General features: G+C 60.6%; 7 protein-coding genes. 4 read left to right on the forward strand and 3 right to left on the reverse strand.

Going from position 1 to position 15,765, the window contains the following annotated elements:
- Positions 1-50 precede the first annotated feature (50 nt).
- The 3 genes from ASD36_RS26170 to ASD36_RS26180 form a co-directional block, all read right to left on the reverse strand.
- Positions 51-8,540 (reverse strand): glucoamylase family protein, encoded by an 8,490-nt coding sequence (locus ASD36_RS26170; RefSeq protein WP_244489872.1) that lies wholly within the window; start codon positions 8,538-8,540, stop codon positions 51-53.
- A 94-nt stretch (positions 8,541-8,634) separates the two neighbouring features.
- Positions 8,635-8,970, reverse strand: a complete 336-nt coding sequence (locus ASD36_RS26175; RefSeq protein WP_060502627.1) for a hypothetical protein — start codon at positions 8,968-8,970, stop codon at positions 8,635-8,637.
- 46 nt (positions 8,971-9,016) lie between these two features.
- Positions 9,017-9,910, reverse strand: coding sequence for a LysR family transcriptional regulator (locus tag ASD36_RS26180; RefSeq protein ID WP_060502626.1), 894 nt, complete (start codon positions 9,908-9,910; stop codon positions 9,017-9,019).
- A 115-nt stretch (positions 9,911-10,025) separates the two neighbouring features.
- Between ASD36_RS26180 and ASD36_RS26185 the strand changes: the two genes are divergently transcribed.
- The 4 genes from ASD36_RS26185 to ASD36_RS26200 are packed head-to-tail and all read left to right on the forward strand — an operon-like array spanning position 10,026 to position 15,662.
- Positions 10,026-11,426 carry a VOC family protein gene (locus ASD36_RS26185; RefSeq protein WP_082511988.1) on the forward strand — a complete coding sequence of 467 codons (1,401 nt, stop codon included), beginning with the start codon at positions 10,026-10,028 and terminating at the stop codon, positions 11,424-11,426.
- A gap of 9 nt (positions 11,427-11,435) precedes the next feature.
- Positions 11,436-12,857 (forward strand): FAD-binding oxidoreductase, encoded by a 1,422-nt coding sequence (locus ASD36_RS26190; RefSeq protein WP_060502625.1) that lies wholly within the window; start codon positions 11,436-11,438, stop codon positions 12,855-12,857.
- 30 nt (positions 12,858-12,887) lie between these two features.
- Positions 12,888-14,420, forward strand: a complete 1,533-nt coding sequence (locus tag ASD36_RS26195) for an aldehyde dehydrogenase family protein (protein ID WP_060502624.1) — start codon at positions 12,888-12,890, stop codon at positions 14,418-14,420.
- 9 nt (positions 14,421-14,429) lie between these two features.
- Positions 14,430-15,662, forward strand: a complete 1,233-nt coding sequence (locus tag ASD36_RS26200) for a pyridoxal phosphate-dependent aminotransferase (protein WP_060502623.1) — start codon at positions 14,430-14,432, stop codon at positions 15,660-15,662.
- The last annotated feature ends 103 nt before the right edge of the window (positions 15,663-15,765 follow it).

The raw sequence follows: 15,765 nt of genomic DNA on the forward strand, positions 1-15,765 counted from the left end.
TTGCGCCTTCTGGTGCAAAGCCGGTTTCAATCCAGATCTAGCGCCGGCGGTTACAACAAAACGCCTTCATGCGCGTTTTTTGTGACAGTATTATTGACACTAACGATCGGCTCGCCGTTTTCCGTATTTTTCGTCACGGAAATAACATGCGCCTTGCCGTCGATGGTCAGCGTTGCCGAGAAGCCATTCCAGTCCTTCGGCAGAACCGGCTGGACAATCAGCTTATCTCCCTGCCGGCGGATGCCGAGAATACCTTCGACTGCGGCACGGTAGAGCCAGGCAGCAGAGCCCGTGTACCAGGTCCAGCCGCCGCGTCCCGTCAACGTACCGTCGCCATAGATGTCGGCGGCGACCACATAAGGTTCAACCCGGTAGTGATCGGCGCTTTCGCGGTCCTTGGCGTGATTGACCGGGTTCAGCATCTTGAAGGCGCGCCAGGCGTCTTCGGTGCGGTTCTGCGCCGCCAGCGCCAGAACCACCCAGGTCGCAGCATGGGTGTATTGTCCGCCGTTTTCGCGGACACCCGGCGGATAGGCTTTGATATAGCCTGGGTCCTGCGCGGTTCCGGAAAGTGGCGGGGTGAACAGCCGGATGATCTGGTGATCGCCGTCGGCCAGTTCAGCCAGTACCGCATCCATCGCCTCGGCCGAGCGGGCCGCATCGCCCTCCCCGGAGAGCACGCTCCAGGACTGGGCAATCGAATCGATCCGGCATTCGCTGCTTTCGGCAGACCCCAGCGGAGTGCCGTCGTCATAGTAGCCGCGGCGATAGTGGCTGCCATCCCAACCGGCCGTTTCCAGGGCCTTCTTGAGGCTTTCAAGATGGGCTTCCCAGGCGGAAACCCGCTTGGTATCGCCCCGCTCGCGAGCAATGACGAGGAACGACCGCAGCGTTGCCGCGAGGAACCAGCCAAGCCAGACGCTGGTGCCGCGCCCTTCGATGCCGACGCGGTTCATGCCGTCATTCCAGTCGCCGCCGAGAATCAGCGGCAGGCCGTTCTCTCCCTTGCGGGCAATGGCGAGATCAAGCGCGATGGCGCAATGCTCGTAAAGGCTGGCACGCCGCTCCGACACGGTCGGCTGATAGAAGCTGTCGTGCTGGCCCGGCTCCAGAGCAGCGCCTTCGATGAAGGCAATCTGCTCGTCGAGAATGTCCTTGGTTCCCGTGACCGAGCAATAATGCTGCACGGCGTGGCCAAGCCAGACGACATCGTCGGAGATCAGCGTGCGCACGCCAGCGCCGGTATTGGGCAACCACCAGTGTAGCACGTCGCCCTCGACAAACTGCCGTGCGGCAGCGTTGAGAATCTGCGCCCGAGCGAGCTCCGGCCGGTGCACGATGAAGGCGAGCGTATCCTGCAGCTGGTCACGGAAGCCGAAGGCGCCGCTGGCTTGATAAAAGGCCGAGCGTGCGAGAATGCGGCAACCGAGGCTCTGGTAGGGAAGCCAGGCATTGACCATGTTGTTGAACGCCTTGTCGGGCGTTTCGATCTGCAAGACGCCGGTGAAATCCTGCCAATAGCTGTTGGAGGCTTCGAGAACCGCTTCGAACGTGCTCTTGCGGGCTTCCGCCAGATGCTCGAGCGCCTGCCCTGCATTGTCGGAATCGCCGATGTAGAACGTCAGTTCGCGGCTGGCACCTGCCTCCAGCGTCACATCCAAAACGACTGCCGCGCAAGGATCGCCGTCTGCTTCGACCGCCCCCGACAGCAAGCCACCATCACGCACAGCCTTCGGGGCATAGATGCTACCCCCTTGGCCAAGGAACTCGCGGCGGCTGGAGGTGAATCCGGACGGCATGTCGCTCGCCGCCAGGAACGCCGTGCGGCCGGAATAGTCGATGCTGTAGGGATTGGTCGCCAGAACAGCGCCACTCGCCTCATCGAGATGCGACAGGATGAACGGCGCCGTCTTTGTCCGGTTGTTGCCGAGCACCCATTCGGCATAACCGTAAACCTTGAGGCTACGGGTTTCACCGGTGGTGTTGTTCAACAGCAGCCGCAGATACTTGACCGGAGCGGTGCGATGTACCGCCTGACCGACCTCAATCTTCAGTCCGTCCTGGACACTCTTGAACACGGAGTAGCCAAGCCCGTGCCGTGTCTCGAACTGGACCGACTTGCGGCGGGAAAGCGCAGCATACGGCGAAAGGACGGCACCGCTATTCATGTCGCGGATGAAGATTGCTTCGCCGGGACGGTTGATCACCGGATCATTGGTCCAGGGCGTCAGCTGATAGTCGCGGGAGTTGCGGCCCCAGGTGAAGGCAGCGCCTTCGGCAGCAACGTGGAAACCGAAAGCCTCGTTGGAAATCACGTTGATCCATGGCTGCGGCGTTGCTTCGCCACCGCGCAAGCGGGTGACGTATTCGCGGCCATCTGGGGAAAAGCCGCCATAACCATTCCAGAAGTCCAACCCGTCGCCGTTGATCTCGACGTTCTCGGCGCCGCTATCATCCGGGATGATTGCCAGCAACGGCCCCGCAGGAATGTCTTCCTTGGGCGACGGTTTTGCCAAGAGATTTTCTGCCCGCGAAATCTGGTCGGAAATCTTGCCATTGCGCGCGTGAAACACGGCACGGGACGCCGACAGAAGCGCTGTCCACGTCTCCGGTTCCATGATATCGCGGCGAACGGCGAAAATGTGCTGACGCGGTCCATCTGCCAGACCGCGCAGACGCAGGTTTTCAGCCATCGCATCCAGCGTGTGCTGCATGTCCTGCGCATAGGACGAGGCGCGCTCGTTGATGATCACCAGATCGGCGGTGACGCCGCGCGAGCGCAGATATTCCTGCGCCCTCAGGGCTTCCCGCGCGATGCCGAGATCGATGTCGTCGTTGATGCGAACGGCAAAGATCGGGAAATCGCCGGAGATGGACAATGGCCAGAGTGCAGATTGAGGCGCAAGGCCTGCCTGCACAGTGGCGGTATCGGCGCGCAGTTGCATGTCGGGATAAACAAGATAGCGGCCAAGCATCTGGAAGCTTGCGGCTTCCTGCGAGGTCACGCCGACATGGCGCATCTGCACCTGCGAACGGGTCCAGGCGTGGATAAGCTCATGATTGAAGCTGTCCGGATGACGATAGCGATCGATGGCCTTGTCGATATCCTGACGGTTTGGCGCAGCGATGGTCCAGAAGATCACACTGACCTTCTTGCCCGCCGGCACGCGCACGACGCGGCGCAGCGAGACGATCGGATCAAGCGTATAACCGTCCGAACCGGAGAGCTTGGCATCGGTATCGAAGGCCTGCGCTTCGGCAAGCGTACGGCCTGTTCCGATGAAGCGGCGGCGATCCGTCTCTGCCTCGGTATGGCGGGTGCTGGCGGCATTATCGACGATCAGGTGCGCCACCTGCATGTCCGGTTCGCCGGGACTGCGCTTGTTGCGCGTGACGCGGATGACGTCACCCTTTGGATCGACTTCCGTCTTCAGGAACATCTTGGCAAACAGCGGATGGGCGCTGTCGGTATCATCCGTGGTCAGAACCGGTTCTGCATAGGAGGTGACTTCGATGAAGCGGTCCTCGGTACCGGTGTTGAGCAGGATCACCCGGCGGCCTTCGGCATCGTGCTCGGTGGCGACGATGCACTCGACTTCGCTGGTGAGATCGCCGACCTTCTTGATGAACTCTGCCTTGTCGTCGCCGAAGCGGGTCGTCGTCGTTTCACCTTCCGCACGGCGCGGTTCGGCTGTTGCCGACCACCAGTCGCCGGTCGTCGTATCGCGCAGGAAGATGAATGTACCGGAGCGATCTTCAGTCGGATCGGCCTTCCAGCGCGCGACGGTCTGGCCGTTCCAGCGGGAATAACCCGAACCGGTCGCCGTCAGCATCACCGCATAGTGGCCGTTCGACAGGAAGACCGTCTCGCGGTCCTTGGCCAGCGGATTGGTGATGACGCGGACTTCGGGGCGCAGCAGGTCTTCCTGGCCCTTGCCGAGCGATTCCGGCTCTTTCTTGGTGTTGATGATCGGAATATCGCGCGGCGCCTTTTCCTGCAGCAGCAGTTCGGCGGCTTCGATGACCGGGTCGGCGTGGAACCACTCACGCAAGCGTCCGTTGAAGACGACGTTGGCGACGGCTGCAATCGACATGCCATGATGGTGGGCATAGTAGTTGCGCACGACGGCGCAGGTCTTGCCCTCCGGCACGCGGGTCGGCGTGAAGTCGACAGCATCGTGGAAACCATAGACGCCGAGCGCTCCGAGCGCGCGCAGGCGCTCCAGGTTGGCAATGGCCGCCTTGGGATCGTACATGCTGGCGAGGATCGAAGCGTAGGGAGCGATGACGGCGTTCTGGCCGAGACCGCGCTTCAGGCCCAGCGTCGGTACACCGAAATTGGTATACTGATAGGTCAGTTCGTGGTCGCGGGCATTGAAGGCCGCTTCCGAAATGCCCCATGGCGTGCCAAGACGGCGGCCGTGGTTCATCTGTTCCTGAACGATCAGGTTGTTGGTCTGGTTGAGAATGCCACCCTGGCGCTCCTGCATGACCAGCGGCGGCATCAGATATTCGAACATCGAGCCGGACCAGGAAATCAGCGCGCCGCGCGCGCCGATCGGCACGATCGGACGACCGAGCTTGTACCAGTGCTCCGTCGGCAAATCACCCTTGGCAATGGCAAACAGGCTGGTCAAACGCGCTTCCGACGCAAGAAGGTCGTAGCAGGCTTCGTCGAGGTCATTGGAATTAACGCGGTAGCCGATCGACAGCAGGCGCCGTTCCGGACGGAACAGGAAGCTGAAATCCATCGAGAAGGCGATATCGCGAGCCCGGTCGCGGATGACGATCAGGCGCTGGCGCAGCGCTTCGATGGCACCGAGATCAAAGACACCGTCGGCGATATGGGCTTCGCAAGTGTTGACGAGCATGGTCGCCCATTTCGTCACTTCACCGCTCTGAGCGCTCTTCACCTCGTGATCGAGATTAACCGTGAGCTTGTGAATATCACGCGCGAGGACCGCGAGGTTGATCACCCGGATGGAGGCGAATTCGTGCTCGCGCTTGACGGCGGCGAGCGCGTTCTGGAAGCCGGTGATCCGCTCTTCCATCAAGCGGCGCAGTGGCCGCACGGTCTTGCGGTCATCCGGCAGATCGGCCAGCACTTCCGACAGGATTGAGGCAACGTCGCCGATACCGTCGAGATTGCCCTGAACGTGCGCGGACGGCGCTTCCGCCCAATCACGGCACATCGAGGATACGGCGATCAGATGGCCGGCGAGATTGCCGCTATCGACGGCGGAGACATATTTCGGCTCCATCGTTTCCAGTGTGTCGGTCTTGTACCAATTGTAGAGATGACCGCGATATTTCGGCATGCGATCAAGGGTGGAAACCGTTTCTTCCAGCCGGCGGATAGTTTCCTCGAAACCGATCCAGCCGAAATCGCGGGCAGACATGACGGAGAGAAGATAGACGCCGATATTCGTCGGCGACGTGCGCTCGGCGAGGATCGGATGCGGGATTTCCTGGAAATTGTCCGGCGGCAGAAAATGCTGCTCGGCGGTGACGAACTGCTCGAAATAGAGCCAGGTGCGGCGCGCGATCTTGCGCAACTCGTCGACGACCTCGTCCGGCACAACCAACTGGTCTTCCGTTTCGGCCGATTGGCTGACAAACCAGGCAACGGCCGGGGACAGAGCCCAGAGCAGCGCAAATGGAATGCCGATGAAGGGAAGGCCGGTATCGGAAATCGCTGCCAGCAGGAGCGAAATGACCGACAGGACCGGGGCGATCCACATCGACCGGTAATAATCAAGGATGCTGCCGCCAGCCGAGCTTTGCACCTGCGCAGCCGTGCGCCATTCCAGCATCAGCTTGCCACTGACGAAGGTTCTGTAGAGCGACCGCACGATCGCATCCATCATCATCGCGGCAGAATGGGCGAGGAAGACGATGCGCAGGGCGACCTGCGCATTGGCGGCCTGTATTTCGGAGAGAACGGCATGCAGATGGGCGCGCGCGACGATATCGTTGCGGCGCGGCATGATGCCTGAGATCAGCGACAGGGTGGGCGCGACGAAGAGACTGAAGATCAGCACGAACTGCCAGACCAGCGCCTGTGTCGGCTCCATGTAGTACCAGCCCATGACCGAGGCGATCAGCCAGGCACAGGGGATCAGCGAACGGCGCAGGTTATCGTACATCTTCCAGCGGCCGAGCATGCTGACGCCGTTGGACAGGTTGAACATATACGGCAGCAGCTGCCAGTCGCCGCGTGCCCAGCGATGCTGGCGCGACATCTCGACCTCGTAGCGGATCGGGAAATCCTCGACCAGCTCGACATCGCTGACCAGCGCGCAATGGGCCAGCGAGCCTTCGAGCAAATCGTGACTGAGAACCGCGTTTTCCTCGATCTTGCCTTTCAGGGCCGCCTCGAAGGCATCGACGTGATAGAGACCCTTACCGGTAAACGTCCCTTCGCCCGCAATGTCCTGATAAACATCGGACACGGTGAAGACATAGGGGTCGATACCGCGGTTGACCGAGAAGATGCGCTGGAATGCCGACGCATCGCTGCCGGTGGTCAAGGACGGGGTAACACGCGGCTGCAGGATGCCGTAACCAGCCGTGACCTTCTGCGTGACCGGGTCGACGACCGGGCGGTTGATCGGGTGATAGAGCTTGCCGACGAGCTTGGTTACCGCATCACGCATCAGGCGCGTGTCGGAATCGAGCGTCATGACATATTGTACATTTTCCGGCACGGTGTTGGCACCGGCAAGGAAGCTGGTGTCGCTATCGCCGCGCAGGAGCAGGTTCAACTCGTGCAGCTTGCCGCGTTTGCGTTCCCAGCCCATCCAGGCGCCTTCGGCTTCGTTGTAGAGGCGGCGGCGGTGCAGCAGGTAGAAACGGGTGCGGCCATCATGCGCATAGCGGGCGCTCAGCGTTTCGATCTCGGCCTTTGCGTATTCAAGCACATCGAGATCGGCAGCCGTTTCTTCTTCAGCACTATCGACCCAATCGCTGACCAGCGCGAAATAGATTTCGCCCTTTGGATTGGCGAGATAGTGAACCTCGAGATTGCGCACCAGTTCATCGACATGATCGCGCTTGGAAATCAGACAGGGGACGACGACGAGCGTTCGCGCATCCTCCGGAATCCCGTCAAGGAATTCGTATCCGACCAGTCTTGATGGAGTAACGCACAGCGTCACCAGCGTGTTGAAGAGGCCGGCTGCACCTTCCGAAGCGGGCAGGGCAAACAGCAGCAGCATGATCAACTTGGCACCCGTCGGAATTTCCATCGGGCTGACGAAAATGTAGACGGCAATCATCGCAAGGATGGTCAGGAGAATGTTTGGACCGGCAATCGCAAACCAGTCCAGCTTCCGGCCAAGCCGGATGATGGTCTGAAGGACGGACGGACGGTAGCCGATCTTTTCTTCCAGCAGACGGCGCTGCTTGCCGACGAGAAAGCCGCCGACATTTGGCTCATGCGGCATCTCGATGGTGCTGGCGTCGGCCTTGACCATGGCAAGCGCGATCTGCGTAACTTCAAGTTCGGAACTGCCGGAGCGGCGGGCTAGCCGTTCGATGGTGTTGCGGTACTTGTTGCGCGATCCGAAATCGAGGGCGGAATAATCCGAGCCTTCACGCAATGCGTCATCGAGCTTACTGACGCTTTCGAACCAGACGGCCCAGTCGTTATCGTCGATTTCACGCAGGCTGCGGATGATGTTGCTCATCGTCGCATTGCCCGACGACAGCCGGTTTTGCTCGGCGACCAGAGCTTCCTCGACGTCACTACCGCGTTTTTCCAGCTGTCTTTCCAGCCAGGTAATAACAAATCCCGATGTCTGCGATCCGTCCCGCAGGCGGTAGAGCAGCTGCGCGACAAATGTGTTGTCGGCACAGAGCGGCTCGGCCTCGGCCAGCACGGACTCGAATTTTTCCGGCGTGCCGAGACGGACAATCTGGTCGGCAACGTCGTTTGCCTTGTTGCGCATGTTGCGCGACCGGTCGACCCGGATGGCGATACGCCGCAGATTTTCGATCAGCACGAACCGGACGATGGACGGCAGAGCCCACAATTCGCCGATCTTGAAGGTCTCGTGTTCCTGGAAGCCGGAAACCATCGCCGTCAGGCTTTCGCGCGACACCGTGCTGTGGGTATGGGCCACATAGAGCCAGGCGAGCGCCATGGTGCGCGGGATTGTTGTGCCGGCAACCGGCAAGGTCGGCAGCTGGCGATAGAACTTGCGCGGAAAATCGCGCCGCACTTCCTGGATCGATTCTTCGACGAGATAATGGTTGTCGAGCAGCCATTCGGCGGCAGGCGTGATCGAAGCACCGGCCTCGACATCGGTCGCCGTCACCTTGTAGACGCGGAAAATCTCGTTTTCGTTTTCGCGGTGGCGCGGACGGAACTCGAAGGGAAAGAACCCCGGAAGAGACGAAACACCGTCACGGGCGAGTGCTGCACCGCATTCACGAAGCTCATCGATGGTGAAATAGGTCGAGCGGATCGAATCGTTATAGTCGATCGGCTTGATCTCGGCTTCGCGTTGCGGCGTGGACGGCGTGTTATGAAGAGGCATGGGTACGGGTTCTGGATCCAGGCGGTGTTGAAGGGTCCGGTGGTCGTGCCGGATGGGCTGCTGCCCTGATTTTTGGCTCTGCGCTTCCACGATCCTAGCTGTCCGCTTGCGCTCTGCCGAAAGCCGTCAGGTCTCGCGCAAGCGGGAAACCAAAAAGTTTGGCATTGCCCGGACGGGCTTGGGAAGGTGTGAAAACGACAGTCACTTCGCTATCAAGGCTGCGTGATGCAAGAAATTGGCATTTTTTAGCCGTAGTGCCAATATGTTGCAAGAAGCGCGGCCGGCGTTCAGGGTGATTTCGCGCCTGCCACGCAAAAGAAAGCGCGGCATACACTTTTTTCGTCTCAACCAAGTCCGGGAAATCGTTTTCAACTGTATATTTGAGGCTGTTCATCCAGACCGGAACGCGCCTGGACGGGAAATGTTCCATCCATCCGGCCGCGTTACAATAGAGCGCCTTCCCCGGCGCCCGGCGGTCACCCCACCTGCTTGACGATCCAGGCGCGAAATGCCTGGCTGACCGGATTTTCCAGCTTGCCCTCCGGCACCACCAGATAATAGCTGTTTTCCGTGTGCATCGGCCGGTCGAAGACGACACGCAGCCGATCGGCCGCAAGTTCCTGCTCGATGAGGTAGCGCGGTACCAGCGCAAAGCCGAGACCGACGATTGCGGCCTCGATGACCATCGAAAACTGGTCGAAGCGGTTGCCGCGATAGGCCGACTTCATCTCGCCGCCATTGCTTTCAAACCACTGCGCCCACATCTTCGGCCGCGTGGCGAGATGCAAGAGCGGCTTGTGTTCCAGCTCGCCGGGTTCCTTCATCGGATTGAGAGCCAGAAGTGCAGGACTAGCGACTGGTACGATGATCTCGCTGCAGAGATAGCTGCAGGTGGCATGCGCCCAGACCGGTTGGCCATAGTGTATGGCGAGATCGAAATTCTGCTCTTCGAAATCGAACGGTTGCGACCGCGAGGCGATGTTGATCACCGTGCCGGGATGCTGATTGAGAAAATCCGGAAGCCGCGGCGTCAGCCAGCGGCTGCCGAAGGTCGGCAGCGATGCGACGGAGAGCGTCGATTCCGAGCGAGCCGACGCCATGGCGCGAACCATCAACTCCTCTGACTGGGTCAGCAGCCGGCGAACCTCTGGCAGGAATTTCTGACCGGCATCGGACAGAATGACCCGCTGGCGGATGCGCTCGAACAGGAGCACCCCGATCTGGCTTTCAAGATCCTTGATCTGGCGGCTGACGGCGCTCTGGGTCAGGTTCAACTCGGCGGCTGCCTGCGTGAAGCTGCCGTGACGCGCGGCACACTCGAATGCCTGCAGCGTGGTAACATCAGGGACCAGTCTTCTGCTCAACTTCATTCCAGCCTCGCATGATCATAGTCATAACCGTCGCAATCAATGCCCATTCGCCACATATATGATACGAAATGAGAATGATCACCGTTATCCCTTCCATACTGCGAGGCGCGTTGCCGTGAAAGAGAATAGTTTCGTATCCACCGACCATATCCGCTCAGCCTTTTCCGCGGCGATGTCGGCCATGTACCGCACCGAGGTGCCGGCCTATGGCACATTGATGGAATTGGTAGGCAGGGTGAATGCAGAAACGCTCGCCGCCGATCCGGATCTGCAGGCCCGCCTTGAGGATACGGACTCGCTGGAGCGCATCTCCGAGGAGCGCCACGGTGCGATCCGGCTCGGCACGCCCGCCGAACTGTCGATGATGCGCCGCGTCTTTGCCGTCATGGGCATGATGCCGGTCGGTTACTACGATTTGTCGACCGCCGGCGTTCCGGTTCATTCGACGGCTTTCCGCCCGGTCGGCGATGCGGCCCTGAAGAAAAACCCGTTCCGCGTCTTCACCTCGCTGCTCCGCCTCGACCTGATCACCGACGAAGCGCTGCGCAATGAGGCCGAACAGATCCTGTCAAAGCGTCAGATATTCACCGACGGCGCCATCGCGCTGACGGAAAAGGCGGAAAAGCAGGGTGGCCTCGACAAGACCGACGCCGAACGTTTCGTTGCCGAAGCGCTGGAAACCTTCCGCTGGCACGATAGGGCCAATGTCAGCCCGGACATGTATCATCGCCTGCACGATGCCCACCGGCTGATTGCCGACGTGGTCTCGTTCAAGGGCCCACATATCAACCATCTGACGCCGCGCACGCTGGATATCGACGCTGTTCAGGCGCGCATGCCCGACTACAAGATAGCGCCCAAAGCAACGATCGAGGGTCCGCCAACCCGCAAATGCGCCATCCTGTTGCGCCAGACGTCGTTCAAGGCGCTGGAAGAACCGGTGTCGTTCCAGGCTGCGGACGGCAGCTGGCATGAAGGTTCGCACACCGCCCGTTTCGGTGAGATCGAACAGCGCGGTATTGCGCTGACTCCTAAGGGTCGGACGCTGTATGACGACCTGCTCAATGCGTCCCGCAAGATCGTCCGCCCGGCTGCTGACGGCTCGAATGCTGCGGACTATGAAAAGGCTCTGTCAGAGGCCTTCCTTCCGTTCCCCGATACATGGGCCGGCATCCGTGCTGAAGGTCTCGGTTACTTTGCCTATTCGCTGACGGCCAAGGGCCGCAAGGCAAAGGCCGATACATCCGCAAGCCTCGACAGCCTGATCGCCGATGGCCTCGTTCAGTTCGATCCGATCGTCTACGAAGACTTCCTGCCCGTCAGCGCCGCCGGTATCTTCCAGTCCAATCTCGGCGACGAGGCTGCCCAGGAATTCGTGGCAAGCCCCAACCAGCAGCGTTTCGAACTGGATCTCGGTGCGAAAGTCCTGAACGAGTTCGATCACTATGCCGGTATCGAGCAGGCTTCGATTGTCGATGTCAGACAGATGCTTTCGTCTGCGCAGGCAGCGGAGTAAAGCTGAAGCATGATCGACCAGAACCACGTCGCAGCACTGACCGCACTCCTCGGTGACAAGGGCATTGTCACCGGAGGCAGTGATGTGGCGGCTTACCAGACCGGCGCGCGCTACGACCAGGGCCACGCCGCACTCGTGCTGCGTCCGCAAACCGCCGAAGAGGTTTCGGCGGCCGTTTCCTATTGCGTCAGGAACGGCATCGTTCTCATTCCGCAATCCGGCAATACTGGCCTTGTCTCCGGCTCGACGCCGGATGAGACAGGCACTCAGGCTGTGCTCAGCCTCGACCGGATGACCCAGCGCTTCGATCTTGATCTCGACAACCGTTCACTGCGTGCCGATGCCGGGTTCCGGCTTTCCGACGTCAACCAGAGGCTCGAAAAACACGGGCTGTTCTTCCCGATCGATCTCGGCGCCGATCCGCGGCTGGGCGGCATGCTGGCCACCAATACCGGTGGCTCGCGCTTCCTGAAATATGGCGACGTGCGCCGTAACACCTTGGGCATCAAGGTGGTCCTGGCCGACGAAGAGGGCACCGTCCTTGATCTGACGTCGGAGTTGCGCAAGAACAATACCGGCGTCGACTGGAAGCAGGTTTTCATCGGCACATCCGGCGCTTTCGGTATCATCACCGAATGCGTCGTCAATCTTGAACCGCTGCCGAAGCAAGTGGCGACAGCCTATCTGGTTCCAACCAGCGGCGCCCATGTCATGCCGCTGCTGCGCGCCATGGAAGACCGGCTCGGCTCGTATCTCTCGGCTTTCGAGGGCATTTCGAAAAACTCCGTCACGGCGGCGCTGGATCACGTGCCATCGCTGAAGAACCCCTTTCAGGGCGGCAATGTGCCTGACTATGTCATCCTCGCCGAAATTTCCCGCACCTGGGAACCACGCGAAGGCGAGCAGTCGCTTGATGCGGTGCTCGAAGCGGTGCTGGCAGAAATCTGGGAAACGGAGGAAGCGCCGCTTGCCGATGCCTTTGTTGGTCCAGCTCATGAAATGTGGTCCTTGCGCCACGCCCTGTCGGAGGGCGTCAAGCATTCCGGAAAATTGATCGCCTTCGATCTTTCCTTCCGCAGAGGTGATATCATGGCGTTCTGCGACCGCATGAAGGCCGATATGCCGCAAGCCTTTCCGGAGGTGACGATCTGCGATTTCGGCCATATCGGTGATGGCGGTGTGCATTTCAATCTCGTGGTGCCGAAGGACAGCGCCTCGGCATCGGACGCAGATTTCGAGCGGCGGCTGCGCGATTGGGTGCTTGCCATCGCCGTCACGGATTTCAACGGCAGCTTCAGTGCCGAACATGCCATCGGACGCAAAAACCAAGCCTATTACGACCTTTATACGCAACAGAAAATCAAGGACATGGCCCAGGGCCTCAAGGCCATCACCTCGCCGGGAGATCTCGGTGCGGTGTGCTTCGGATAGTCCTTCGACCAAGAAAACGGGAGTTTGCTCATGAACATTGCAACGAAATCGGTAAATGTCGTTCAGGAAACGGCCGCCCTTCTGGAGAAGCTCGGCGTCTCCAAAGAACTCTACACAGGCGGGGACATGGCCTCCTTCTCGCCGGTCACCGGCGAGAAGATCGCCAACCTGAAGACGGTTTCGGCTGCTGAAGCCGCTGCCAAGATCGAAAAGGCCGACGCGGCATTTCGCGCCTGGCGGCTGGTACCGGCGCCGAAGCGGGGTGAACTGATCCGCCTGCTCGGCGAAGAACTGCGCGCCCATAAGGCTGATCTCGGCCGTCTGGTCTCGATCGAAGCCGGCAAGATCACCTCGGAAGGCCTTGGCGAAGTCCAGGAAATGATCGACATCTGCGATTTCGCCGTCGGTCTCTCCCGCCAGCTCTACGGTCTGACCATCGCCACCGAACGTCCCGGCCACCGCATGATGGAAACCTGGCATCCGCTCGGCGTCATCGGCGTTATCTCCGCCTTCAACTTCCCGGTTGCCGTCTGGGCCTGGAACGCCGCACTTGCCATCGTCTGCGGCAATGCCGTCGTCTGGAAGCCGTCGGAAAAGACCCCGCTTACCGCACTTGCATCGCAGGCTATCCTTGATCGCGCCATTGCCCGCTTCGGCGATGCGCCGGAAGGCCTGACGCAGGTTCTGATCGGCGACCGCGCCATCGGGGAAGTGCTGGTAGATCATCCGAAGGTACCGCTGGTTTCGGCCACCGGTTCCACCCGCATGGGCCGTGATGTCGGTCCGCGTCTGGCCAAGCGCTTTGCCCGCGCCATTCTCGAACTCGGCGGCAACAATGGCGGCATCGTCTGCCCGTCGGCCGATCTCGACATGGCTCTGCGCGCCATCGCGTTTGGTGCGATGGGCACGGCCGGTCAGCGCTGCACGACGCTACGCCGCCTGTTCGTCCACGAGAGCGTCTACGACCAGCTCGTTCCGCGCCTGAAGAAGGCCTATTCGAGCGTGTCGGTCGGCAATCCGCTGGAATCCTCGGCCCTCGTCGGCCCGCTGGTCGACAAGCCGGCTTTCGACAACATGCAGAAGGCGCTGTCCGAAGCCAAGGCTCATGGCGGCTCGGTCACGGGCGGCGAACGCGTCGATCTCGGCCATGCCAACAGCTACTATGTAAAGCCGGCTCTGGTCGAAATGCCGAAACAGGACGGTCCGGTCACCGAAGAAACCTTCGCACCGATCCTCTACGTCATGAAGTATAACGACTTCGATGCCGCGGTTGCCGATCACAATGCGGTTGGCGCCGGTCTCTCCTCGTCGATCTTCACGCTCGACCTGCAGGAAGCCGAGCGCTTCCTGTCGCCTGACGGTTCCGACTGCGGCATCGCCAACGTCAACATCGGTACATCCGGTGCTGAAATCGGCGGCGCATTCGGCGGCGAAAAGGAAACCGGCGGCGGCCGCGAATCCGGCTCGGACGCATGGCGCGCCTACATGCGCCGCGCCACCAACACGATCAACTATTCGAAGGCCCTGCCGCTGGCACAGGGCGTCTCCTTTGACATCGAATAAGGATCGGTCATGACCATCAACGCCAAGGTTGAGGAGGCGGGCTTTGCGCCCGCCTCGCGGATTTCCACGATCGGTGTGTCGCAGATCCTGAAGATTGGTGCACGGGCGCAGGCCATGAAGCGCGACGGCAAGCCGGTGATCATTCTGGGCGCCGGCGAACCGGACTTCGATACGCCAGATCACGTCAAGCGGGCGGCTTGCGACGCCATCCAGGGCGGCAAGACCAAATACACCGCGCTCGACGGCACGCCTGAGCTGAAGCAGGCGATCCGTGATAAATTCTCCCGGGAGAATGGAGTCTCTTACGCACTTGATGAAATCACGGTAGCCACCGGCGCGAAGCAGATCCTCTTCAATGCCATGATGGCGACGCTGAACCCCGGCGACGAAGTGATCATCCCGACGCCCTATTGGACGTCCTATTCCGATATCGTCGAAATCGCCGAGGGCAAGCCTGTGCTGATCGCCTGCGACGCGGAAGCCGGTTTCCGGCTGAAGGCGGAACAGCTTGAAGCGGCGATCACGCCGAAGACGCGCTGGGTAATGCTGAATTCGCCATCCAACCCATCGGGCGCCGCCTATAGCGCGGAAGATTACCGCCCGCTGCTTGACGTGCTGTTGAAGCATCCGCATGTCTGGCTTCTGGTCGACGATATGTACGAGCATATCGTCTATGACGGCTTCAAGTTTGTCACCCCTGCAGCAATCGAACCGGCGCTGAAGAACCGGACGCTGACCGTCAATGGTGTCTCCAAGGCCTATGCCATGACCGGCTGGCGCATCGGTTATGCCGGTGGCCCAAGCGACCTGATCAAGGCGATGGCCGTGGTGCAGAGCCAGGCGACCTCCTGCCCGTCCTCAATCAGCCAGGCCGCTTCGGTTGCCGCGCTGAACGGACCGCAGGATTTTCTGAAAGAGCGAACCGAAAGCTTCCAGCGCCGCCGCGATCTGGTCGTTACGGCGCTCAACGCCATCGAGGGCCTTGATTGCCGCACGCCCGAGGGCGCGTTTTACACCTTCTCGGGATGCGCCGGCATGCTCGGCAAGACCACTCCCGGCGGGAAGCCTATCGAGACGGACGCAGACTTCTGCGCCTACCTGCTCGATGACGCTCATGTCGCCGTGGTGCCCGGCTCGGCCTTCGGCCTGTCGCCGTTCTTCCGTATCTCCTACGCGACTTCGGAGGCGGAACTGCGCGAAGCGCTGGAGCGGATTACCAAGGCCTGCATAGCCTTGCGTTAAAACCGTCTTGCCTGCATCTACAGTTACAAGGACGAACAACCCTGCCGTTTCCGACGGCAGGGTTTTCTCTGTCGAAAGAATTTTGCGCCGTTGGAAATTGCTG

Source organism: Rhizobium sp. Root1334 (assembly GCF_001426665.1).
Lineage (GTDB): Bacteria > Pseudomonadota > Alphaproteobacteria > Rhizobiales > Rhizobiaceae > Pararhizobium.